At 70.5% G+C, this 21989-nt stretch carries 24 protein-coding genes; 11 read left to right on the top strand and 13 right to left on the bottom strand.

The features are described 5' to 3' along the window. Window positions 1-68: 68 nt before the first annotated feature. From BJ964_RS29790 to kduI, 9 genes are all read right to left on the bottom strand, one after another. Window positions 69-1166 (bottom strand): sugar kinase, encoded by a 1098-nt coding sequence (locus tag BJ964_RS29790; RefSeq protein WP_229806796.1) that lies wholly within the window; start codon window positions 1164-1166, stop codon window positions 69-71. Continuing rightward, a complete protein-coding gene (gene eda / locus BJ964_RS29785) occupies window positions 1163-1792 on the bottom strand; it encodes a bifunctional 4-hydroxy-2-oxoglutarate aldolase/2-dehydro-3-deoxy-phosphogluconate aldolase (protein WP_188123780.1) in 630 nt (209 codons plus the stop codon). The genes BJ964_RS29790 and eda overlap by 4 nt, the downstream gene beginning before the upstream one ends. Beyond that, window positions 1789-3276, bottom strand: a complete 1488-nt coding sequence (locus BJ964_RS29780) for an aldehyde dehydrogenase family protein (RefSeq protein WP_188123779.1) — start codon at window positions 3274-3276, stop codon at window positions 1789-1791. The genes eda and BJ964_RS29780 overlap by 4 nt, the downstream gene beginning before the upstream one ends. Before the next feature lie 18 nt (window positions 3277-3294). Next, window positions 3295-4278: an ABC transporter permease gene (locus BJ964_RS29775; protein WP_203832712.1), complete on the bottom strand. Its 984-nt coding sequence runs from the start codon at window positions 4276-4278 to the stop codon at window positions 3295-3297. Then, entirely contained in the window at window positions 4275-5792 is a 1518-nt protein-coding gene (locus BJ964_RS29770) for a sugar ABC transporter ATP-binding protein (protein WP_188123778.1), read from the bottom strand. The genes BJ964_RS29775 and BJ964_RS29770 overlap by 4 nt, the downstream gene beginning before the upstream one ends. Before the next feature lie 73 nt (window positions 5793-5865). Continuing rightward, window positions 5866-6867 (bottom strand): ABC transporter permease, encoded by a 1002-nt coding sequence (locus BJ964_RS29765; protein WP_203832711.1) that lies wholly within the window; start codon window positions 6865-6867, stop codon window positions 5866-5868. After that, on the bottom strand, window positions 6864-7949 hold the full coding sequence (locus tag BJ964_RS29760) for a sugar ABC transporter substrate-binding protein (RefSeq protein WP_188123777.1): 1086 nt from the start codon (window positions 7947-7949) through the stop codon (window positions 6864-6866). Before BJ964_RS29760 ends, BJ964_RS29765 begins: the two co-directional genes overlap by 4 nt. Window positions 7950-8007: 58 nt before the next feature. Then, window positions 8008-8760, bottom strand: a complete 753-nt coding sequence (gene kduD, locus BJ964_RS29755; RefSeq protein WP_188123776.1) for a 2-dehydro-3-deoxy-D-gluconate 5-dehydrogenase KduD — start codon at window positions 8758-8760, stop codon at window positions 8008-8010. Beyond that, entirely contained in the window at window positions 8757-9572 is an 816-nt protein-coding gene (gene kduI, locus BJ964_RS29750) for a 5-dehydro-4-deoxy-D-glucuronate isomerase (RefSeq protein WP_188123775.1), read from the bottom strand. Before kduI ends, kduD begins: the two co-directional genes overlap by 4 nt. Window positions 9573-9737: 165 nt before the next feature. On the opposite strand from kduI, the gene BJ964_RS29745 reads away from it, so the two are divergent. Beyond that, entirely contained in the window at window positions 9738-10529 is a 792-nt protein-coding gene (locus tag BJ964_RS29745) for an IclR family transcriptional regulator (RefSeq protein ID WP_203832710.1), read from the top strand. 63 nt (window positions 10530-10592) lie between these two features. Here the strand turns inward: BJ964_RS29745 and BJ964_RS29740 are convergent, their stop codons facing one another. Continuing rightward, window positions 10593-10817, bottom strand: coding sequence for a tautomerase family protein (locus BJ964_RS29740; protein ID WP_183220859.1), 225 nt, complete (start codon window positions 10815-10817; stop codon window positions 10593-10595). Between the two features lie 209 nt (window positions 10818-11026). Between BJ964_RS29740 and BJ964_RS29735 the strand changes: the two genes are divergently transcribed. Continuing rightward, window positions 11027-12064 (top strand): magnesium and cobalt transport protein CorA, encoded by a 1038-nt coding sequence (locus BJ964_RS29735; RefSeq protein ID WP_229806795.1) that lies wholly within the window; start codon window positions 11027-11029, stop codon window positions 12062-12064. 3 nt (window positions 12065-12067) lie between these two features. On the opposite strand, the gene BJ964_RS29730 is transcribed toward BJ964_RS29735, so the two are convergent. Next, on the bottom strand, window positions 12068-12886 hold the full coding sequence (locus BJ964_RS29730; RefSeq protein ID WP_188123772.1) for a helix-turn-helix domain-containing protein: 819 nt from the start codon (window positions 12884-12886) through the stop codon (window positions 12068-12070). Window positions 12887-13011: 125 nt separating this feature from the next. On the opposite strand from BJ964_RS29730, the gene BJ964_RS29725 reads away from it, so the two are divergent. After that, window positions 13012-14070, top strand: coding sequence for an NAD(P)/FAD-dependent oxidoreductase (locus BJ964_RS29725; protein ID WP_188123771.1), 1059 nt, complete (start codon window positions 13012-13014; stop codon window positions 14068-14070). 40 nt (window positions 14071-14110) lie between these two features. Here the strand turns inward: BJ964_RS29725 and BJ964_RS29720 are convergent, their stop codons facing one another. Continuing rightward, window positions 14111-15112, bottom strand: a complete 1002-nt coding sequence (locus tag BJ964_RS29720) for an ArsR/SmtB family transcription factor (protein WP_188123770.1) — start codon at window positions 15110-15112, stop codon at window positions 14111-14113. Between the two features lie 61 nt (window positions 15113-15173). Between BJ964_RS29720 and BJ964_RS29715 the strand changes: the two genes are divergently transcribed. The 6 genes from BJ964_RS29715 (at window position 15174) to BJ964_RS29690 (ending at window position 20458) form a co-directional block, all read left to right on the top strand. Next, window positions 15174-16367 carry an MFS transporter gene (locus BJ964_RS29715; protein WP_188123769.1) on the top strand — a complete coding sequence of 398 codons (1194 nt, stop codon included), beginning with the start codon at window positions 15174-15176 and terminating at the stop codon, window positions 16365-16367. A gap of 28 nt (window positions 16368-16395) precedes the next feature. Further along, window positions 16396-17106 carry an ankyrin repeat domain-containing protein gene (locus tag BJ964_RS29710; RefSeq protein WP_188123768.1) on the top strand — a complete coding sequence of 237 codons (711 nt, stop codon included), beginning with the start codon at window positions 16396-16398 and terminating at the stop codon, window positions 17104-17106. A gap of 70 nt (window positions 17107-17176) precedes the next feature. Beyond that, window positions 17177-18157 (top strand): ABC transporter substrate-binding protein, encoded by a 981-nt coding sequence (locus BJ964_RS29705; protein ID WP_229806794.1) that lies wholly within the window; start codon window positions 17177-17179, stop codon window positions 18155-18157. Further along, window positions 18154-18933, top strand: a complete 780-nt coding sequence (locus BJ964_RS29700; protein WP_188123767.1) for a class I SAM-dependent methyltransferase — start codon at window positions 18154-18156, stop codon at window positions 18931-18933. The genes BJ964_RS29705 and BJ964_RS29700 overlap by 4 nt, the downstream gene beginning before the upstream one ends. Then, a complete protein-coding gene (locus BJ964_RS29695) occupies window positions 18930-19688 on the top strand; it encodes an ABC transporter permease (protein WP_188123766.1) in 759 nt (252 codons plus the stop codon). The genes BJ964_RS29700 and BJ964_RS29695 overlap by 4 nt, the downstream gene beginning before the upstream one ends. Then, a complete protein-coding gene (locus tag BJ964_RS29690; RefSeq protein ID WP_188123765.1) occupies window positions 19685-20458 on the top strand; it encodes an ABC transporter ATP-binding protein in 774 nt (257 codons plus the stop codon). The genes BJ964_RS29695 and BJ964_RS29690 overlap by 4 nt, the downstream gene beginning before the upstream one ends. On the opposite strand, the gene BJ964_RS29685 is transcribed toward BJ964_RS29690, so the two are convergent. Next, window positions 20455-20988, bottom strand: a complete 534-nt coding sequence (locus BJ964_RS29685) for a DM13 domain-containing protein (protein WP_188123764.1) — start codon at window positions 20986-20988, stop codon at window positions 20455-20457. The genes BJ964_RS29690 and BJ964_RS29685 overlap by 4 nt on opposite strands. A gap of 106 nt (window positions 20989-21094) precedes the next feature. Between BJ964_RS29685 and BJ964_RS29680 the strand changes: the two genes are divergently transcribed. After that, window positions 21095-21652: a TetR/AcrR family transcriptional regulator gene (locus tag BJ964_RS29680; protein WP_188123763.1), complete on the top strand. Its 558-nt coding sequence runs from the start codon at window positions 21095-21097 to the stop codon at window positions 21650-21652. A 12-nt stretch (window positions 21653-21664) separates the two neighbouring features. Further along, window positions 21665-21958, top strand: a complete 294-nt coding sequence (locus tag BJ964_RS29675; RefSeq protein WP_188123762.1) for a YciI family protein — start codon at window positions 21665-21667, stop codon at window positions 21956-21958. Window positions 21959-21989: the final 31 nt, after the last annotated feature.

Raw genomic sequence — 21989 nt, 5'->3', positions numbered from 1 at the left:
GAACTTGATTTTGAAATAGAGGGCAGAGGTGGGCTCCTGGAACCCACCTCTGCCGTCAGTTCTCCCGGTTAGCGGCGCACCCGGGCGTTGCCGCCGCCGGCCAGCGCCCGGACCTCCTCGCGCGTGGCCATCGAGGTGTCCCCCGGTGTCGTCATCGCCAGCGCGCCGTGCGCGGCGCCCAGCTCCAGACAGGCCTGGAGATCCTCGCCCTCCAACAGGCCGCAGATCAGCCCGGAGGCGAACCCGTCGCCGCCACCGACCCGGTCGAAGACGCCGAGATGGTCGCGTGCGGCCGAGGTCAGCACGCCGGTCCCCGATGACCAGGCGATCGCCTGCCAGTCGTTGTCGGCGGCCGTGTGGACCGTCCGCAAAGTCGTCGCCACGACCGACAGCCACGGCATCCTGCCCGCCACCGTGTCGACCATCCGCGCGAAACCGTCGACCGGCAGTGACCGCAGATGCTCGTCGACGTGCTCCACATCGAAGCCCAGAGCGGCGGTGAAGTCCTCCTCGTTGCCGATCATCACGTCGACGTGCCGGGCCAGCCTGCTGTTGACCTCCCGTGCCCGCTGTGTGCCACCGATACCGGCCCACAGGCTGGGCCGGTAGTTGAGATCGAACGACACGACCGTTCCGTGGCGATGCGCGGCGGCCATCGCCTCCTCGGCCACCGCCGCCGAACTCTCCGACAACGCCGCGAAGATCCCACCGGTGTGCAGCCATCGCACCCCACGCCGGCCGAACAGGTCGTCCCAGTCGAACGTGCCCGGTGACACGCCGGCGATCGCCGTGTGGGCACGGTCGGACACCCCGACCGCACCGCGCACCCCGAACCCGCGCTCGGTGAAGTTGAGCCCGTTGCGCACGGTACGGCCGATGCCGTCGTACCTCTCCCAGCGGATCAGCGAGGTGTCCACGCCGCCCTGCATGACGAGGTTCTCGACGAGACGGCCGATCTCGTTGTCCGCGAGCGCGGTCACCACCGCGGCCCGATGACCGAACACCTTGCGCATCCCGCGGGCGACGTTGTACTCGCCGCCGCCCTCCCACACCTCGAAACGGCGGGCTGTCCGGACCCGGCCCTCACCGGGGTCGAGCCGCAGCATCACCTCGCCGAGCGCGACGATGTCGAACTCGCAGTCCGCTGCCGGGCGGATCTCGATCACGGTGCGGCCCCCTGGAGGTCGTGAACGGCGGAACACCGGGCGGCGACCTCGTCCCACCGCCCGTCGGCGAGCAGGCCGGGCGCCACCATCCAGCTCCCGCCGACCGCGGCGACCGCCGGGTGGGCCAGATAGTCCGGCGCGTTCCGCTCGGTGATCCCCCCGGTCGGGACGAACCGGACCTGGGGGAACGCCGCGGACAGGGCCTTGACGGTGGGCAGTCCCCCACTCGCCTCGGCCGGGAAGAACTTGACCGTGTCGACACCGAGGTCCAGCGCCGCCATGACCTCGGAGGCGGTGCTGACCCCGGGGATCACCGGCAGCCCGAGATCCTGACAGCGGCGTACCACGCCGGCGCTCAGACCCGGCGAGACCACGAACCGCGCGCCCGAGGAGTGGGCCAGGTCGACCTGCCGGGCCGTGATGACCGTGCCGGCCCCCACGATCAGGTCACCGCGCCGGGCCAGCCGTTGCAGAACCGCGGCCGCCCGCGGGGTGCGGAAGGTGGCCTCCGCGACCGGCAGACCACCGGCGACCAGGGCCGCGCCGAGATCGTCGGCACGGTCGGGATCCTCCAGGACGACGACCGGCACCACCCGGTGCCCCTGCAACACGTCGGTGGCGTTCACCGCAGCTCGGCGATGACGGTCTTGAGCTCGGTGTAGTCGTCCAGGCCGAACGACCCGAGCTCACGGCCCCACCCGGACTGCTTGAAACCGCCGCGCGGCAGGGTGACGTCGTCGGCGTGCCACGTGTTGAGCCACACCGTGCCGGCCCGCAGCCGGGCGCCGACCCGGTGCGCCGTACCGATGTCCTTCGACCAGACGCCCGCGGCGAGCCCGTACACGGTGTCGTTCGCGGCCGCCACGACCTCCTCCTCGGTGTCGAACGGGACCGCGGTCACCACCGGGCCGAAGATCTCGTCGGTCTGCACGGCCATCCGCTCGGAGACCGAGGTGATGAGCGTCGGCTGTACGAAGAAGCCACGGTCACCGACCGCGTCGGCGCTGCCCGCGTTGAGGACGGCGCCGTCGCGTACCGCCCCGCGGATGTAGCCCAGCACCTTCTCGTGCTGCTCCTTCGAGACGAGCGGGCCCATCTGCGAGGCCGGGTCGAACCCGTCGCCCACCCGGATCGCCGCCGCGGCCGCGGCCACCCCCTCGACGACCTGGTCGAAGACGCCACGCTGGACGTAGAGGCGCGAGCCGTTGACGCAGCACTGCCCCTCGTTGAAGTAGCCGCCCAGCACCGCCCCGGCGATGGCCGCCTCGATGTCGGCGTCGTTGAAGATGATGTTCGGGGCCTTGCCGCCGAGTTCGAGGGAGACCTTCTTCAGGTTGCCCGCGGCCCCGGCGGCGATCTTCTTGCCCACCTCGGTGCTGCCGGTGAAGGCGACCTTGTCGACGCCGTGATGGTCGACCAGGGCGGCGCCGGTGTCACCGAAGCCGGGCAGGATGTTCACCACACCGGCCGGCAGCCCCGCCTCGAGCAGCAGCTCACCCAGCCGCAGCGCGGTCAGCGGCGTCTGCTCGGCCGGTTTGAGGACGACCGTGTTGCCCGCGGTGATCGCCGGAACGATCTTGAAGCAGGCCATCAGCAGCGGGAAGTTCCACGGCACGATGCCCGCCACGACACCGATCGCCTCCCGGCGGGTGTACGCGTGGAACTCGCGGCCCGGCACCGACATCGGGATCGAGGTGCCCTCCATCTTGGTCGCCCAGCCCGCGAAGTAGCGGAACAGCTCGGCGGAGACCGCCACGTCGCCGTCCCGGGCCGCCTCGACCCGCTTGCCGTTGTCCAGGGCCTCCAACTGGGCGAACTCGTCGGCGTGGGCGTCGATCAGGTCGCCGATACGCCACAGCAGATGGGAGCGGTCACGCGGCGTCATCCGCGACCACGGGGAGCCGTGCTCGAACGCGGTGCGGGCCGCCCCGACCGCGCGGTCCACATCGACGCTCGACGCGTACGCGACCTCGGCGAGCGTCTCCTCGGTCGACGGATTGACCGTGGCGAACGTCCGGCCGTCCTTGGCGTCCACCCAGTCACCGTCGATGAGCAGTCGCTTGGGCGAAGCCAGGAACGAACGGACGGCGGGCAGCAGGTGAGTGTTCATGGTTGCCTTCCGTAGGGGTTACTTGATGATCGAGACTCGGGACCGGTCGAGGGTGAGCGCGACAGCGACGACGATGATCACGCCGTACAGGATCTGCTCGTAGGCGGACGGCACCCCGACGATCGGCAGGCCGACCCGCAGCAGCGTCACCACCAGCGCCCCGGCGAGGCTGCGCCACACGCTGCCGTGACCGCCGGTGATCGCGGTGCCGCCGACGACGATCGCCGCGACCGCCGGCAGCAGCAGGTTGTCGGCCATCGTCGGGCCGCCGCTGAACTGACGGGAGACCAGCATGACCGCGGCCAGCCCGGCGCAGGCTCCGGACACACAGAACGCGCCGATCTTGACCAGGTCGACGGGCGTGCCGGCGAGCCGTGCGGCCGACTCGGAGTAGCCGGTCGCCGAGATCCAGCTGTGCAGCGGGGTCACCTTGAGGACCAGGGCGATCAGCGCTACGACGACGACCGCGACCATGAAGGACATCGGCACGTAGCCGCCGACGTACAGGTCCAGCCACTTGACCGCCGAGTCGTCCACCACCCGGACCGTGCCGGCGCCGGAGACGACCAGGGCGACCGCGGACAGGATGCTCAACCCGCCCAGCGTGACGATGAACGACGGGATCCGCAGCAGCACGTGCGCCGCGCCCTGCACGACGCCGATCACCGCCGCGACCAGAATGACCACCGGAGTGGCCAGGCCACCGAGGTCCGGCAACCACAGCGCCAGCAGCACCGTCGACAGTGACGCCAGCGCCGCGATCGACAGGTCGATACCGCCGCAGAGCACGACGAGCGTCGCCCCCGCGGCGAGCACGATCAGCGGCGCGGCGGTCCGTGACGCCGCGGTCAGGCTCCGCTGGGTCAGGAAGCCCGGATCGGCGACGGTCAGGGCGGCCACCAGCGCCGCCAGGGCGATGATCGGCATGTAACCGGTGAGCCGCCCGGCTGCGCGAGTCTTTTTCTGAAGAACGGCCGGCTCCAGCGCGACGGGGATGCTCACACCATCTCCTTCACCAGGTCGAGCGGGCTCGGCTTGCCGCCGCTCGGGCAGGCGACCTCGGCCGCGACCCGGCCGTCGTTCATGACCAGGATCCGGTCGGCCATGCCGATGGCCTCCTCGAGGCTGTCGGCCAGCAGCACGGTGGCCACACCGCTCGCGGCGAGTTCGCGCATCAGCCGGTACACCTCGGAGCGGGCGCCGATGTCCAGGCCACGCGTCGGGTGGTCGAGCAGCAGCAGCCGGATGTCGCCGCCGACCAGCCAGCGGGCCAGGACCACCTTCTGCTGGTTGCCGCCGGAGAGCCGGCCGATGGCGGTGTCGCGGCCCGGCGTGCGGATGGACAGCCTTTCGATCCAGCGGTCCACCAGGCCAGCCTGTTTGCGGGGCGCCACGAACGGTCCGTTGCAGCGGGCCTTCTGCTTGGTCAGGGTCATGTTCTCGGCCACCGACATCGGGCCGACCATGCCCTCGATCTTGCGTTCGGCCGGCACGTAGCCGATGCCGGCGGCGCATGCGGCACGCGTACCGGGAAGGTCGATCTTCTTGCCGTCCATCCGGATCTCGCCGGCGGTGGTCGGTTCGGCGCCGAACAGCGCGCGGCAGACGTCCTCGCGGCCGGACCCGTGCACGCCGACGATTGCCACGATCTCCCCTGCCGCGACGTCCAGGTCGATGTCGTGGAAGGTCTTTCCCGACAATCCGCGTACGGACAGCCGCGGCTCTCCGGCCGTGACCGGTTCGGCGGCGTTCTCGTGGTAATGGTCGTCGGAGCCGGTGGAGCCGATCATCATCCGGTGCAGCTCACGGGGTTCCGCGCCGGCCGCGGCGACCTCGCCGGCCGACTGTCCGCCGCGCAGCACGGTCACCCGGTCGCACACGTCGAGCACCTCGTCGAGGCGGTGCGAGACGAAGATGACCGAGGCGAACTCGCGCAGCCGGCGGATCTGCGCGAACAGGGTGTCGATCTCCTTCGACTCCAGCACGGAGGTCGGCTCGTCGAGGATGATCACCGGCGGGTGCTGGCTGCGTTCCTCGATGCGCAGCACCTTCGCGATCTCGACCATCTGCCGGTCGGCGAAGGTGAGCGTGTCGGTACGGGCGAGCGGGTCGATGTCCGAGCCGATCTTGTCGAGTTGCTCCTGGGCGAGCCGGCGCATGGTGTCCCAGCGGTAGACGCCCCGCCGGACGGCGGCCCCCTCACTACCGAGGACGATGTTCTCCGCGGCGGTCAGGTTCGGCACCAGCGACTGCTCCTGGAAGACCATGCCGATGCCGTGGTCGGCGGCGTCGACGACGCTGCGCAGCTTGACCGGCTCGCCGCGTACACAGATCTCACCGGCGTCCGGGGTGACCAGGCCGACCAGCGCTTTGAGCAGGGTGGACTTCCCGGCGCCGTTCTCGCCGGCCAGGCCGAGGACCTCGTTCTGGCGGACGACCAGATCGACGCCGTCGAGCGCCTTCACCCCCGGGTAGTGCTTGACGAGGCCGCGAACCTCCAAGGCCGGAACGCTCATGCCGCCGCCTCCGCTTCGCTCCAGCGGCGCCACGAGAACTCCACTGAGCCCGATGATTCGCTCGCAAGCTCGCTCATTTGACCACCTGGTTCCTTCGGCGCTGCGGGATGACGGCGGCGGCGACCGCGGCCACGACGATGAGGCCCTCGACACCGCCCTGCCAGTAGGGGCTGACGCCGACCTGCACGAGGCCGTTGGTGAGCACCATGACGAGCAGGACACCGACGGCGGAGTGCAGGACGCCGCCCCGGCCGCCGGTGAGCAGGGTGCCGCCGACGACGGCCGCGGTGATGGCGGAGAAGTCGTACCCGTCGCCGGCCTGGACGAGGCCGGCGCCGAGCTGGCTGGTGACCATGACCCCGCCCAGCCCGTAGAAGGCCCCGGCAAGAGCGAAAACCGCGATCTTGTACGGCTTGACGCGCACCCCGGAGAGGGTGAGCACCTCCTCGGCGCCACCGATCGCGAAGGCGTACCGCCCGAGGCGGGTGTAGCGCTGGACGAGCCATCCCACCAGCACGCAGGCGGCGGCGATCCAGGTGAGACAGGAGAACCCGAGAAACCGCTCGATGGCCCAGCCCTTGAGCATGCTGTCGGAGATGTTGGGCTGGACTCCGGCGAACAGCAGCGTCGCGACGCCGAGCCCGGCGGCCGACACCCCCAGCGTGGCCATGAACGAGGGCACCTTCAGTAGCACCAGGGCGAGCCCGCTGAGACAGCCGAACGCGCAGCCCAGCAGGACGGCGACCAGAATTCCGAGGAGCCCGAAGTCGTTGTCGTTGCGGTTGTTGGCCACCAGCAGGGACACGGTCAGGGCGGCGGCGCCCATCACGCCGGCGGCCGAGAGGTCGATCGACCCCATCATCAGTACGAACGTGATGCCGCAGGTGACGACGGCGAGCACCGCGGCCGCGTCCACGATGTTCTGGACGTTGTCGACGCTGCGGAACTGTGGGCTCAGGGCCGCGAAGATGCCGAAGATGACGACCAGCGCGACCGGTGGGCCCGCGTCTCGGAACGCTGCCCCCCGCCGCGTGCGACGGCGGGGAGCAGCGGTGACACCGGCTGTCACGGTCACGTCAGGGGCCCGGCCACACGGTTGAAGACGTTGGCGCACTCGAAGTCGGCCGGGTTCGTCTTCGGCTCCACGAAGTCGGCGGCATTGTCCTTGGTGATGAGGAACTGCTCGGCGAAGAACGCCCGGTTGGCGGCGGCGATGTCCTTGACCGCCAGCTTGCCGGTGGCCACGCAGTAGCCGATCGCCAGGCCGATGCCGCCCTGCCAGGCGCCGTCGCTGGAGACGGTGGCGGTCATGGTGCCGCCCTGGACGGCTTTGACGGCGTCCGGTACGGCGTCGATGCCGACGACCGCGACCTTGCCGGCCAGGCCCTGCTGCTGGAGTGCCTCCAGCGCGCCGAGCGCCATGTCGTCGTTGGCGGCCCAGATGCCCTTGACGTGGTTGCCGTGCTTGGTGAGCAGCGTCTTGGTGACGGTCAGCGCCTCGGCGCGGGAGAAGTTGGCGGCCTGCTGGTCGAGCAGTTGGACGCCGGTGTTCTTCTTCAGTGACGCCTGGAGGCCGGCGAACCGGTCCTTGGCGGCCGCGGTGTCGAGGATGCCCTGTAGCGCGATGATGCCGCCGGTGCCGCCGATCGCGGTGGCGAGCGCGTCACCGATCTGCTGGCCGGACTCGACGCCGTTGTAGGTGATGTGGCTGATCCAGGTGGCGTGGTCGGCCGGGTTCAGGTCGGCCGGCTTGTTCCACTGGGTGACGAGGTAGGCGCCGGCCTGGTCGGCGCCCTTGACGATCGGCGCGGTGTCCGAGTCGCCGTTCGGGAGCACGTTCATGACCAGGCATTTGGTGTCGCCGGCGAGGAGCTGGCTGATCTGTTCCTGCTGCTTGGTGGAGTCGCCGTCGTAGGTGAGGCGTTCCTGGGTGAGACCGACCGACTTGGCGTAGGCGTCGCCGCCGGCCAGCCACGAGGCCTCGTACGGGTTGGACTCGTTGCGAACCTGGCCGACCAGCCGGACGTCGGACGGCTGGCAGGCGCCCTCGGCGGCGGCGTCGTTTCCGCCGGCGGCCTGTTCGCTGCATCCGGTGAGGACGGCGGCGGCCAGGGACAGCGACATTATGGCTGCGGCGGGTCGAGCGGTGAATCTCATGATCGAACCTCGTTTTCGTGAATCGCCGGTGGGCCCCGGCGGGGAACGGAGAGAACGGTCAGCGGGCCATCCAGCCTCCGTCGACGACCAGGACGTGGCCGTTGACGTAGTCGGCGGCGGTGGAGCTCAGGAAGACGGCCGCTCCGGCGACGTCGGAGGCGTCGCCCCAGCGGCCGGCGGGAATGCGTTCGAGGATGGCCCGGCTACGGTCGGGGTCGTCACGCAGCGCGGACGTGTTGTCGGTGGCCATGTAGCCGGGGGCGATGGCGTTGACCTGTACGCCGTGCGGGCCCCACTCGTTGGCCAGGGCCTTGGTGAGGCCGGCGACGCCGTGCTTGCTGGCGGCGTACGACGCGACGCGGATCCCGCCCTGGAAGGACAGCAGGCTCGCGACGCTGACGATCTTGCCGTGGCCGCGTTCGGTCATCGGGCGCCCGAACGCCTGGCAGAGCAGGAACAGGCCGGTCAGGTTGGTGTCGACCACGCGGTTCCAGGACTTCCGGCTGACGTCCACCGAGTCCTCGCGGTCGATGATCCCGGCGTTGTTGATCAGGATGTCGACCCGGTGGTCGCCGGCGATCTGGGCGGCGACCCGCTCGACGGCGTCGTGGTCGCTGACGTCGAGGTCGACGACCTGGACGTCGCGGCCGAGGGCGGCCACCTGGTCGCGGGTGTCCGTCTGGGATCCGGGGCGGCCGAGCAGGACCAGGTCGGCGCCGGCCTGGGCGAGCCCGTGGGCGATGGCCTGTCCGAGGCCGCGGCCGGCGCCGGTGACGACGGCGCGGCGACCGTGCAGGCCGAACGGCGTCACAGGTCCTCCAGCGCTACCGGGGTGAGGTCGGTGTAGTCGTTGTTCTCGCCGCCCATGGCCCAGATGAAGGCGTACGAGCCGGTGCCGACGCCGGAGTGGATCGACCACGGCGGCGAGATGACCGCCTCGCGGTCGCGGATCGCCAGGTGGCGGGCGGCGCCGGGCCGGCCCATGAAGTGGAAGACCCGGTCCTTCTCGTCGAGGTCGACGTAGAGGTAGACCTCGGTGCGCCGGTCGTGCAGGTGCGGCGGGCAGGTGTTCCACACCGAACCGTCGGCGATGACGGTGACGCCGAACTGGAGGACCGCCGTCTGTAGCTCCTGGCCCCAGGCGTAGCGGTAGAGGCTGCGTTCGTTGGCGCCCTGCGGGCTGCCGAGCTTGACCGGCTCGACCGCCGCGCGGCTCAGCAGGGTGGTGGGGTAGGTGGCGTGCGCCGGCGCGGAGACGAAGTAGAAGGCGGCGTCGGGGCCGGCGAAGACGACCTCGCTGCCTCGGCCGACGAACAGTCCGTCCAGGTGGCGCAGTTCGAACTTCTCGTTGTTGACCAGGACGTGGCCGGGCTGGCCGACGTTGACGATGCCGAGTTCGCGGCGGGTCAGGTGGGCGGGGGCGCCGAGCACGTCCCAGGCCGGCAGTTCGAGCTGGCCGTCGCCGGGGACGGCGCCGCCGACGACGAGCCGGTCGTCGTGGGTGTAGACGCCGCGCACCTCGCCGGTACGGAACAGCTGCTCCACGAGGAAGTTCTTGCGCAGGTCCGCATTCGTCGCCGTCTCCACTTCGCCCGGCGAGGTCGAGTACCTAACTTCAATCAAGACTTGCTCCTCGTTTGTGAACCGTGTTCCGCTACGTGAACTGAGTGCGAAGATACCTATGACTCCGATCACAGGTCAAGGGAGTGAAACCAGTCCACCTATGTGAACCGTGGTGTAAGGTTGTGCGACCGCGAACGCCGCGCCATGTGTGATGAGGAGGTCTCGGTGGACACGGAGAAGACAGTCAACGGCAGCTCCGCCACCTCGCAGGTCAAGTCTGCCGCCCGCGTCCTCGACGTCCTGGACGACATCGCCGCCCATGGCCCCGGCACCCAGTTGCAGCTCGCGAAGCGCCTCGGCATCCCGAAGAGCAGCCTGCACGCGCTCCTGCGCACCATGTGCGCCCGCGGATGGCTCGACACCGACGAGACCGGCAGCATCTACCGGCTCGGCGTCCACACGCTGACGGTCAGCTCCGCCTATCTCGACGGCGACCCGGTGCTCGCCCGCGCCGGCGCCGTGATGGACGAGGTCGCGGCGGCCACCGAGGAGACGGTGCACCTGGGCCGCCTCGAGGGCGCGGAGATCATCTACACCGCCAAGCGCGAGTCCAAGCACCCGCTGCGCATGTACTCGGCCGTCGGCCGGCGCCTGCCCGCCTACACCACGGCGCTAGGCCGGGCCATGCTCGCCGAGATGCCCGAGGACGTCCGCGGCACGCTCGTCCCCCACGAGATCAAGGCGCTCACCGCCCAGACGATCACCGACCGGGACGCCCTCATGGCGATCATCGACAAGGCCGTCCAGGTGGGGTACGCGGAGGAGAGCGAGGAGTCCTGCCTGGGCGTACGCTGCTTCGGCGTCGCACTGCCCTTCTCCCGCCGGTCGGTCGACGCGATCAGCGTCGCGGTCCCGATCAGCCGCCTCGGCCAGGGCCGGGAGGACTTCATCATCGAGACGCTGCTGAGCGTGAAGGCCCGCCTGTCGGCGACGCGGGACAACCGCCTGATGCGCTGACCGCCACCTTTCATCGGGCGTCGTCGCAGGCCGTATCGCGGCCCACGACGGCGCCCGATGCCGTCACCGTTTCTCGAGCGCGGCCAGCACCCCGGCACGGCTGGCGTCCTCGCTGGCCAGCACGCCGCCGTTGGCCACCACGTCCGGGCTGATCTCGTTGAACACCATGCGGACGTCCTGCGGACGGGCGCCGAGGATCTCGACGGCATGCTCGGTCACGGCCCGGGCGAAGGCCTTGCGCTGCTCCAGGCTCCGGCCCGCGAGCAGCTCGACGGTGATGTTGGGCATGACGCAAACTCCTCTCGTCTGTCCACAAGATGGATCCGAGTTCACTAATGTGAACCGACCTTACAGTTTGGACTGCTGCACCGCAATCTATTCCGAACACGGTTCGCATCCTTGAAACCCGTGACCCGGCAGGCCACCACCGCGTTGAAGTCGCGAAGGACGCCACCGCCCGACGTAGGCTGCCGTCGTGGGTGACGACAATCGTGGCTGTGCATAGCCCGGCGGGACGGCGGCGCGCCGACCACACCGCCATCGTCGGCTGCGACCTGTTCGTCGACGGGATCGCCGTCGAGAGCCCAGGCTCGGCCGCCGACCTGGCACACCTGCACGAGAGGGCCCGGGAGCAGGGCGGCTTCGTCTGGCTCGACCTGCACGAACCCACCGAGGCCGCGCTCACCCGCGTCGCCGAGGTGTTCGACCTGCACCCGCTCACGGTCGAGGACGTTCTGCACCGCGAACAACGGGTCAAATTCGAGCGGTACGACGACGTCGTGTTCCTCGTCATCCGCGCCGCCCACTACGCCGAGCACGAGCGGTTCACCGCCACCAGCGAGATCGTCAGCACCGGTTTCCTCCGCCTCTTCGCCGGTCCGCACTTCGTGATCGTCGTCCGGCAGGGCACCCTCACGGAACTCAGCGCACTACAGCCGGAGCTGACTCCCACCCCGAAGAAGCTGGCCGCGGGCCCGTGGTCGGTGGTGCACGCCATCCTGGACCGTCTGATGGACGTCTACGCCGACATCGTCGAAGCACTACGGACCGACGCCGACCTGACCGAGGCGGCCGTCTTCACGCCCGGCGAGAATGTCGCCATCGAACAGATCTACCAGCTCAAACGCCAGCTGATGAAGTTCAAGGCGGCCGTGCTGCCGCTGCACCGGCCGCTCGCCACCCTCGCCGGCCGGAGCTTCGCCGGGCCGTCCAAGGACATCCACCGCTATCTGCGGGACGTCGCCGGCCGGCACACCGCGGTCATGGAGGAGGTCGTCGCCCTCGACGAGGTGCTCAACGCCCTCCTCCAGGCCCGCCTCACCCAGCTGACCGTGGACCAGAACAACGACATGCGCCGCATCGCCTCCTGGGCGGCGATCGCCGCACTGATCACCACGATCGCCGGCGTCTACGGCATGAACTTCACCCACATGCCCGAACTGGGCTGGCGCTACGGCTACCCGAGCGTGGCACTGCTGATGCTGGTCAGCGCGTCCGGCCTCTACTGGGTGCTGCGCCGCGCCGGCTGGCTGTGACGATCAGCCGGCGACCAGCCGCAGCGGCGCGATCCTCCGCAGCGCCTCGGCGGTGGCCTCGTCGGCCGGCAACTGGACCACCAGCCGCAGATTGTCGTCGCCCGGCAACTTCAACGTCTCGTACGCGAGCCGCAGGGACCCCGCCTCGGGATGCTCCAGGCGCAGCAGCCCGTGCGCCCGCGGCAGGCCCGGCACCCGCCGCAGCCGCTGCGTGAGCTCGTCACCCGCCGCAGCCTCCAGCTCCCCGGTGAAATCCGGGCGCGGTGGGCCGTCCTTCAGCGCCGCCACCTGCTCATCCGCCACATGCGCCCAGTCCGGGTACGCCTCGCGGGCCCGCGGGTCGGTGAAGACGTAGCGGTTCAGGTTCGGCGGATCACCGGCCAGCAGACCGATCGGCGCGGCCAGGCGACGAAACCCCGATGTGTACGCCAGCACGTCACCGACCTGGTTGACCAGCATCGCCGCGCCCGGCTCCAGCTGGTCGAGCAACCCGCGCAGCCCAGGTCGTACCGTCTGATCCTGATCTTTGACCAGCCCACCACAAAGCCGGGCCGTCCGGGTGAGCCGATGCAGATGGGCGCGCTCCGCGGCGGTCAGCCGCAACGGGCCGGCCAGCGCGGCCAGCACCTGCGGCGACGGACGCCGGTCGCGGCCCTGCTCGAGCCGGATCAGATACTCCACACTGATGCCGGCGAGCATCGCCACCTCGGAACGGCGCAGCCCGGGCGTGCGCCGACGGGTGCCGGAAGGCAGACCGACCTCCGCCGGGGTCACCTCCGCACGCCGGGCACGCAGGAACAGCCCCAGCTCGTTGTCACCCACCCGCCGACAGTAACAACGCGCGGCCCGCCGAAGGTGGCCCCGCGACTACCACCATGAGCGCGGTCTCCCTGCCGCACGAGGAACGCACGACAGTCGAGACGACCCGACGAAAGGTGAGTCCCGACATGGCTTCGACAGTGGTAGTGGTGGGCGGCGGCTACGGCGGCATCGCGGTGGCCCGGGCCCTGGACGACATCGCGGAGGTGACGCTGGTGGAGCCGAAGGAGACCTTCGTCCACGTCGTCGCCCAACTGCGCGCGGCCACCGACCCGGCCTGGACCGACAAGATCTTCATCCGGTACGACGGACTGCTCACCCGCGGCCGTGTGCTCCGCGACATGGCAGCCGACGTGCGGCCCGGCCGGGTCGACCTCGCCTCCGGAACACGGCTCGACGCCGACTACGTGGTGCTGGCGACCGGCTCGACCGGCGCTTTCCCGCACCGGCTCGACACCGGCCGGCAACGGCTGCGCGAAACTCATGAGGCTCTCCGGGCGGCGTCCGGGGTGCTGCTGCTCGGCGCCGGCCCGACCGGCCTCGAGTTCGCCGGCGAGATCGCGGCGGCCTGGCCGGGAAAGCCGGTGACCGTCGTCGACCCGGCACCCGAACTGCTCGGCGGCCGGTTCACCGCCGAACTCCGTACCGAGGTGGCCCGGCAACTCGACGACCTCGGCGTCCGGGTGCTGCTCGGCGCCAAACTCGACACCCTGCCGGACACCCCGGCCGGCACGGTACACCCGTTCACCGCGACCACCGCCGACGGCGAGACGATCTCCTCCGACCTGTGGTTCGCCTGCTACGGAACGACCGTGCCGAGCGGCCACCTCGGCGCCGCCCTGTCCGCGGTCCGGCGCCCGGACGGCCGGCTACCGGTCACCGAACATCTGCGGGTGACCGGCCACGACCGGGTCTTCGCCGTCGGCGACGCCAACGACACACCCGAGCTGAAGACGGCCCGCGCCGCCGGGCACCAGGGCGAGGTGGCCGCCGCGAACATCCGCGCCCTGATCGAGGACGGCCCACTCACCACCTACGAGCCCTTCCCGGACGGCGTCATCCTCACCCTCGGCCCGTCCGGCGGCGCCGGCTGGATACCGGAACTCGGCTTCCTCGACGCCACCGCCACCACCCAGTTCAAGGGCACCTTCCGCCTGGCCGATTTCCGCGACCAGCTCGGCGCGTAACCCGTGCGGGGGCGCCGCCCTCGCACGGTGACCGCCCGCGTCATGTCGGCGGGTGTTCCGTGGGCTGGCGGGTTGTTGCTGCCAACGAGTCGCCCAGCGCTGTTCGCCAGTAGAGGACCTCGCGTCCGGCGCGGCGGCGGAGCATCAGGCCGGCATCGAGCATCACTTTGAGGTGGTTGCCGACCGAGCCCAGGGGCAATCCCGAAAGGGCCACGAGCTGGGTGGTGGAGCGGGGGTCGTCCAGTGTGAGCAGCAGCCTGGCCCGGTTGGCGCCGATCAACCGGGCCAGGCCCTGCACGTCGGCCACGGCCATCGTGGCGAGCGCGCCGGTGACCGGGTAGACGAGGGCGTACCGGGTGGGCTCGTCCCACATGACCCATGAGCCGTTGCCGTGCACCGGGACGAACAGCAACGTCCGGGCCGCTGATAGGTCACGCTCGGGCAGGTCGAAATGGTTGATCTGCAGTAGTCCGTCGCCGAGCCACCGTGTTTTCGCACCCAGCGTGGGGATCAGACCGGCCCAGCCGTGAGCGGCCAGCGTGGTCGTGCGGGACACGATGTCGGCCTGCAGCACCCGCCGCCGGCGGGGCCAGTCGGCCTCGACGGTGGCCGTCCAGATCCAGCGCAGCAGCCCGAGCAGTTCCGCGTGCAGGCCTGGTCGCAGCAGTGTCTCGGCGAGCGGGCCCGGCCGGACCGTGCGGAGTTCCGAGCGGATACGGTCGTCGTCCCATTCGGCGGCAAGCTGGTCGAGTTCGTCATTGAACGACATGCCGGGGGCCTCGGGCACGATGCCGAGGAAGTCGGCCATCCAGCCGGGCAGGTCGCCGCGGCGGGGCCGCCATGCGCGGCGCACGAGGTCACGCCGTACCGGGTGGCGGGCCAGCATCTCGGCGAACGCATCTCGGTTCGCGGCGTGGAATGCCTGCTGCCAGGGACCCCGTGGCACCTCGAGCAGGGTGAGCGCGGCCACCGTCTCGGCCATCGGGGACAGCACGAACCGGCTCGATGCGAGCAGGTCGGCGGACACTCGCCAGGAGCCCATGACGTTTCGCCTCTCCGCGAATAGTTGGAGACCGCGGGGCCTACCCTTCCAGACTCGCGTCGTGCATACCTACCGAGAGGTCCTCGCCCTGCCTGAATTCCGGGTGTTGTTCCTCGTCCGCTGCGTGACGATGGCGGCGATATCGATCGGCAGCCTCGCCCTCGGCGCCACCACCTACGCCAGCACCGGTTCGCCCGTGCTCACCGCACTGTCGATGTTCGGCGGGCCGCTGATCACGTTGCTCGGTTCGGCCACCGTTCTCAGCGCCTCGGATGCCATGGGTCCGCGTCGCGCGTCGACGATCATGCCCATCGCCTACTCGGTCGCGTTCCTGTTGCAGGCCCTGCCGAACCTGTCCTGGGGGCTGCGATTCGCGATCCTCGCGATGCCCTTCCTTGCGGGCTCGGCGACCAGCGGTTCGTTCATGCGGCTGATGCACGAAATTCTGCCGCCGGACGGCTTCGTGCTCGGGCGGGCGACCCTGAACATCGCGGTCGGCGTCATGCAGGTTGCCGGGTACGGGCTCGGCGGCGTAATGCTCGTCTGGCTCTCGGTCTCTTCTCTCTTCCTGGTCGCGGGCGCGACCATGGCGGTGGCGGTGGCAGCCCTGCGGTTCGGGCTCCGCGAACGGCCTGGCGTGGCGTCGGACAAGGGCCTGCTGACGCGTACGAGGGACGCGAACCGCGCCTTGCTCGGTTCGCCGACAACCCGGCCGGTCTACCTGGCGCTGTGGGTGCCGAACGGGCTCATCGTCGGCTGCGAGGCCCTGTTCGTCCCGTACGCGGGTCACTCGGGCGCCGGATACCTGTTCGCCGCCACCGCGGCCGGCATGCTGCTCGGCGACGTCGTCGTGGGCCGTTTCCTCCCGCCCCGGCACCGCGACCGGCTCGTCGGGCCATTGCGGATGCTGCTGGCATTGCCGTACCTCGGCTTCTTCTTCGCACCGCCGCCGGCGATCGCTCTCGCGTGCGGGTTCGTCGCGTCAATCGGCTTCTCGGCCTCGCTGCTCCTGCAGGAGCGGCTGGTCCGAGTCAGCGGGCCAGACTCCCGCGGCCAGGCGTTCGGCCTCTACTCGACCGGGCTGATGGTGGGACAGGCGGTCGGTGCAACGATCGGTGGTCTGCTCGCCACCTGGCTCGGCCCCGCGTACGCGATGGGCGCGCTCGCGGTCGCCTCACTGTGCAGCACGGTGGCCTTGGCACCGGGACTGAGGCGGTCGGCGCCGGCGCCGGACCACACCACGATCGCTCACTGAGCACGGGTCCGTCCGTAGCATGGGCGGCATGGCGGCCGGCACACCCGAACTCGACACTGAGGATCCGCTCGCGGTCGCGGTTGTCGCGGCGATCCGGACCGGGGACGTCGCGCGGTTGCGGGAGCTGCTGGCCGAGCGCCCGGATCTGGCCACCGCCCGTATCGGGGACCGGACCCTGCTGCACGTGGTCACCGACTGGCCCGGCCACTACCCGGACGGGCCGGCCACGGTGGCCGCGCTCGTCGAGGCGGGCGCCGATGTCAACGCCCGGTTCACCGGGTCGCACGCCGAGACGCCGTTGCACTGGGCGGCCAGCTGCGACGACGTCGCCGTGCTCGACGCGCTGCTGGACGCCGGCGCGGACATCGACGCGCCGGGCGCGGTGATCGCCGGTGGCACGCCGCTGGACGATGCGACCGCGTTCGCGCAGTGGCGGACCGCCCGCCGGCTGGTCGAGCGGGGCGCCCACGTGACACTGTGGCATGCCGCGACGCTCGGCCGGCTCGATCTTCTGCACGCGGCCTTCGACGGGCCGGAGCCCGCCGATGTCGGTGACCTGTTCTGGGGCGCCTGCCACGGCGGACAGCTGGAGGCCGCCCGGTTCCTGCTCGACCGGGGCGCCGACCTCGACTGGATCCCCCGCTGGGAGAATCTGACCCCGCTGGACGCCGCCATCCGCGGCGGCGACGCCGATGTCATCGCCTGGCTACACGAACGCGGGGCGGCACGAGCGTCCTGAGTGCACCGATCTTGCCCATCGAGGCGTATCGTTTCCGATGCATTTGCCGCCGATGCGGGGGATCATGGCGATGAAGAGAATACTTGCCATTTCTTTGTCGATCATCCTGTTGATCACGGGCTGCGGGGATTCCGGGGATGCCCCGGAGACCAGCGCCGACAAGGTCACCTACCTGACCGCGTTCGGTGCGGTGGGCCGCGACGCCTTCGCCTGGGTCGCGCAGGAGAAGGGCTACTTCCGCGACGCGGGCCTGGACGTCACGATCCAGCTCGGCGCCGCGACCGGCGAGAACATCAAGGTGCTCAGCGCCGGGCAGGCACAGTTCGCGAATCTGGACATGACCGGCGCCTGGATTCTGGCGGGCAAGGGCCAGGCCCCGGACATCCGGGCGTTCGCCGCGGTGCATCAGCAGACCCTCGTCTCGATCATCGCGCTGGAGGGTTCCGGCATCACCAAGCCGAAGGACCTGGAGGGCCGCAAGCTGGGCGCGGCGACCGGCTCGGTGAACCAGCTGCTCTTCCCGGCGTACGCGAAACTGGCCGGCATCGACGCGAGCAAGGTGGAGTGGGTCAACGCCGCGCCCGCTCAGCTGCCGTCGCTGCTGGCCAGTGGCCGGGTCGACGCGCTCAGCACGTTCCTGATCGGCGCCCGGGGCATCGAGAAGGCGGCGGGCGGCAAGAAGACGGTCGTCCTTCCGTACAGTGAATTCCTGCCCGGTCTTTTCGGTAACGGCCTGATGGCGTCGAGCAAGGTCACCGCGGCGGATCCGGACATGGTCCGCCGGTTCCGGGACGCGGCGCTGAAAGGCCTGCAATACACCCTGGACCATCCGGACGAGGCCGCGCAGATCTTGAAGAAGGCGCAGCCGACCGCCGATGTGACGGCCGCCGTCGGCGAGATCACGCTGATGACGCCGGCCGTGAAGCCGTCCGGGGTCATCGACAAGACCAAGGTCGCCGACGCGTTGACCACCCTGGAGAGCAACGGCCTGATTCCGCCCGGCCTGACCCCGGAGTCGGTGGTGGACTTCTCGCTGGCGCCGACGGCATGAGGGCCGCCTACTCCTTCGACAACGACGACCCGGCCGCGGAGCTGCGGCACGATCTGCTCGCCGAGATCCTCGACCCGTTCACCTTCGACCGGCTCCGCGCCCTCGGCGACCTGACCGGTCTGCGCTGCCTGGAGGCCGGCGCCGGCGGCGGAAGCGTGGCGCGCTGGCTGGCCGAGCGGGGCGGGCGCGTGCTGGCCACCGACCTCAACCCACGGCACATTCCCCAGAATCAGGGGTACGCGGTACGCCGTCACGACCTCACCACCGACCCGATCCCGGAGCCGCCGTGGGATCTGATCCACGCGCGCCTGGTCCTGGCCCACCTTCACGATCAAAACCGGATTCTGGTACGCCTCGCGGACGCGCTCGCCCCGGGCGGGATCCTGGTCGTCGAGGACTGGCTTTCGGCGTACCCCGATGTGGTGTTGGCCGCCCCCGACGCGGCCGCCGCCGAACTGGTCGAGCGCTACCACCGCATCCTGGTGAATCAGTTGTTGCCGGCCAACGGCGCCGATCCCGCCTGGGCCGGCCGCGCACACGCCGCGCTGCTGGCGGCGGGTTTCGACGAGGTGACCACCGAGATCCGCGCCGGTTCGTGGGCCGGCGGCACGGCGGGCGCCCGGCTGATCGCGGTGAACGTGGCGCAGGTGGGCGCCGGGCTGCGCGCGGCCGGCATGACCGAGGCCGAGCTGGAGCGCCTGTGCCGGCTGGCCGACGACCCGGCCCTGGTGGTACGCAGTCACTTCACGTATTCGACGATGGGCTGCCGCCGGTGACCCGGATCCGGTCGTGGGCGCTGCCGCTGCTCGGTGCGGTGACCGCGCTCGCCGTCTGGTGGTCGGCGACCGTCGTGTTCGGGATCCGGTCGTTCTTCCTGCCGGCGCCGCCGGACATCGTCGAGGCGTTCCGGCGGCAACCGGCGTACCTGTTGCGGGAGGCCGGATCCACGGTGGCGGTGACGGTGACCGGATTCGGCATCGCCGTGGTCGCCGGGCTGCTGCTGGCGATGACGCTGACCGCCTGGCGGGCCCTGGAACGCGCCACCCTGCCGGTGCTGGTCGCGCTGAACTCGGTGCCGAAGGTGGCGGTCGCGCCGCTGCTGGTGGTGTGGCTGGGGTTCGGGGCGCAGCCGAAGATCGTACTGGTGGTGCTGATCTGCTTCTTCCCGGTCGTGGTGGCGACGATGGCCGGGCTCACCTCCACCCCGGCGGAGCTGAGCGAGCTGAGCCGGTCGCTGTCGGCGAGCGTGTGGCAGGCGTACGTCAAGATCCGCCTGCCGTGGGCGCTGCCGCAGATGTTCGTCGGCTTGAAGGTCGGCATCTCCCTCGCCGTGATCGGCGCCGTGGTCGCCGAGATCAACAATCCGACCGGCGGGCTCGGCGCGGTGATCGTGCTGTCCGGGATGTCGTTCGACACGCCGCTCGCGTTCGCCGCCATCACCCTGCTGGCGGTCCTCAGCACCGCACTGTTCTACCTGGTCGTGCTGTTGGAACGGCTGCTGGTGCCGTGGGCACGGGCGATCTCCGGATGATCGCGCTGACCCGGGTGTCGCGGACGTTCCCGGCCCGGACCGAGACCGTCGCCGCCCTGCACGAGATCGACCTGACGGTGGCCGAGGGCGAGTTCGTCGCGGTGATCGGCCGCTCCGGTTGCGGCAAGTCGACCCTGCTGCGGCTGATCGCCGGACTCCTCGAACCCACGTCGGGCACGATCACCGTGGACGGCGGCCCGGTGCGCGGGCCACGCCGGGACGTGGCGCTGATGCAGCAGCAGCCGGCGCTACTGCCGTGGCGGACCGCCCTGGGCAACGTGCTGCTGCCGGTCGAGATCGCGCGGCTGCCACGGGCCGAGGGCGCCGACCGGGCCCGCGAGCTGCTGGACGCGGTGGGGCTGGCCGGTTTTCATCACCGGCATCCGTACGAGCTGTCGGGCGGCATGCAGCAGCGGGTGGCGCTGTGCCGGGCGCTGATCCAGCAGCCCCGCGTGCTGCTGATGGACGAGCCGTTCTCCGCCCTGGACGCGCTTACCCGCGAGGACATGGCCGCCCAGTTGCAGGCGCTGCACCTGGCCCGGCCGGCGACCACGGTCTTCGTCACCCACTCGATCCAGGAGGCGGTGCTGCTCGCCGACCGCGTCGTGGTCCTGTCACCACGTCCGGGAAGGGTGCGCGAGGTGCTCGCCGTCGACATCCCACGGCCACGGTCACTGGGCCGCAGCGCGGCGCTGCCGGCGGTGGCGGAGTGCGTGGCCCACCTGCACGACGTGCTGGCCAAGGCCGGCGACGACGGCCGACTCTCCTAGACGGCGGCGAGTTCGGCGGCTCCGAACGAGACGGAGAACCGCTTGCACCAGATGCTGACGCTGCGGAACGCCACCGGATCGATCCCGTCGGCGAGCCGGTACACCTGGTCGCCGTGGTTGCCCTTGAGTTTGCCGAGTTCCGCGTACTCTCCGTCGTCGAACACCCGCCAGCCGGCCACTCCGGTGCGAACCTCCTGATCGGACAGCCACACCCGCAGGTCGGGGCCGTCGCTGGTGTCCAGCCCGGCGATCTCCAGCTGGTGGCTGCCGTCCGGGTTGCGCACCATCCGCGCCGTACCGCTGGTGTCGTGCTCGTGGGTGATGAAGTCACCCTGGGCGATCACGACTGGCGCGGCCACGGAAGCGGCGGGCGGGCCGGACGGCTGCGGCATCGTGGACAGCGTGTCGGTGACGACGGTGTCGGTGAACAGCCGCCAGGGCTGGAACCAGTAGAGACCACCCGCCGCACCGATACCGAGCACCGCGACGGCGATCCAGGTGACGGGTCTGCTGAGAAGTCGGCGAATCACCCTTCGAGTCAACCGTCTCCGCCCGGACGACGGCCACCCTTCGTCACCTTACGAATTACTTACCGCTCCTTGACGCCTACTAGGACGATCGTCCTAGAATCCACGGATGGCAGCGACCGCATCGACCCGTGCGCAGATCATCGAGGCCGCCGGCCGGCTCTTCTACGAGCACGGTTTCGAGCACACGTCGTTCACGTCGATCGCCGAGGCGGTCGGGATCTCCCGGGGCAACTTCTACTACCACTTCCGCACCAAGGACGAGATCCTCGCCGCGGTGATCGACTCCCGGGTCGACGCCACCCGCGGCATGCTGCGCCGATGGGCGGCCGAGACCACCGACCCGGCGCAGCGGATCCGGCTGTTCATCCGCATCGTGCTGACCAACGCCACCGACATCCGCGACTACGGCTGCCCGGTCGGCACGCTGACCGCGGAGCTGGCCAAGCTGCGTCACCCGTCACGGCCGGAGGCGGTCGCCCTGTTCACCCTGTTCCGGGAGTGGCTGGCCGGCCAGTTCACCGCCCTCGGCCACGATCCGGCCACCGCTGACGCGAAAGCCATGCACGTGCTCGCCTTCAGCCAGGGCATCGCCACCCTGTCCAACGCCTTCGGCGACGACGATTTCGTACGCCGTGAGGTCGCCGACCTCGAGGCCACCCTCTAGAAAAGGATCCGCATGTTCATCGTGTTACTGCGCTTCGCCGAGAACCGGGCGGCCGCCGCCGAGCACATGCCCGGCCACCAGCAGTGGATCCGGCAGGGCCTCGACGACCAGGTGTTCCTTCTCGTCGGCGGCCTCCAGCCCGGCCTCGGCGGCGCGGTGCTCGCCCACGGCACCACCCTGCCCGACCTGCAACGGCGGGTGGCCGAGGACCCGTTCGTCGTCCACCGGATCGTCGACGCCGAGATCCTGGAGATCGCGCCCGGCATGGCCGACCAGCGGCTCGGCTTCCTGCTCCCGGCCACCTGAGCCGTCAGCCGCGCCGGCCCGGATGGGGCGG

Source organism: Actinoplanes lobatus (assembly GCF_014205215.1).
Lineage (GTDB): Bacteria > Actinomycetota > Actinomycetes > Mycobacteriales > Micromonosporaceae > Actinoplanes > Actinoplanes lobatus.
The sequence above is the reverse complement of the archived record's forward strand: the minus strand, read 5'-3'. Positions and strand labels throughout refer to the sequence as shown.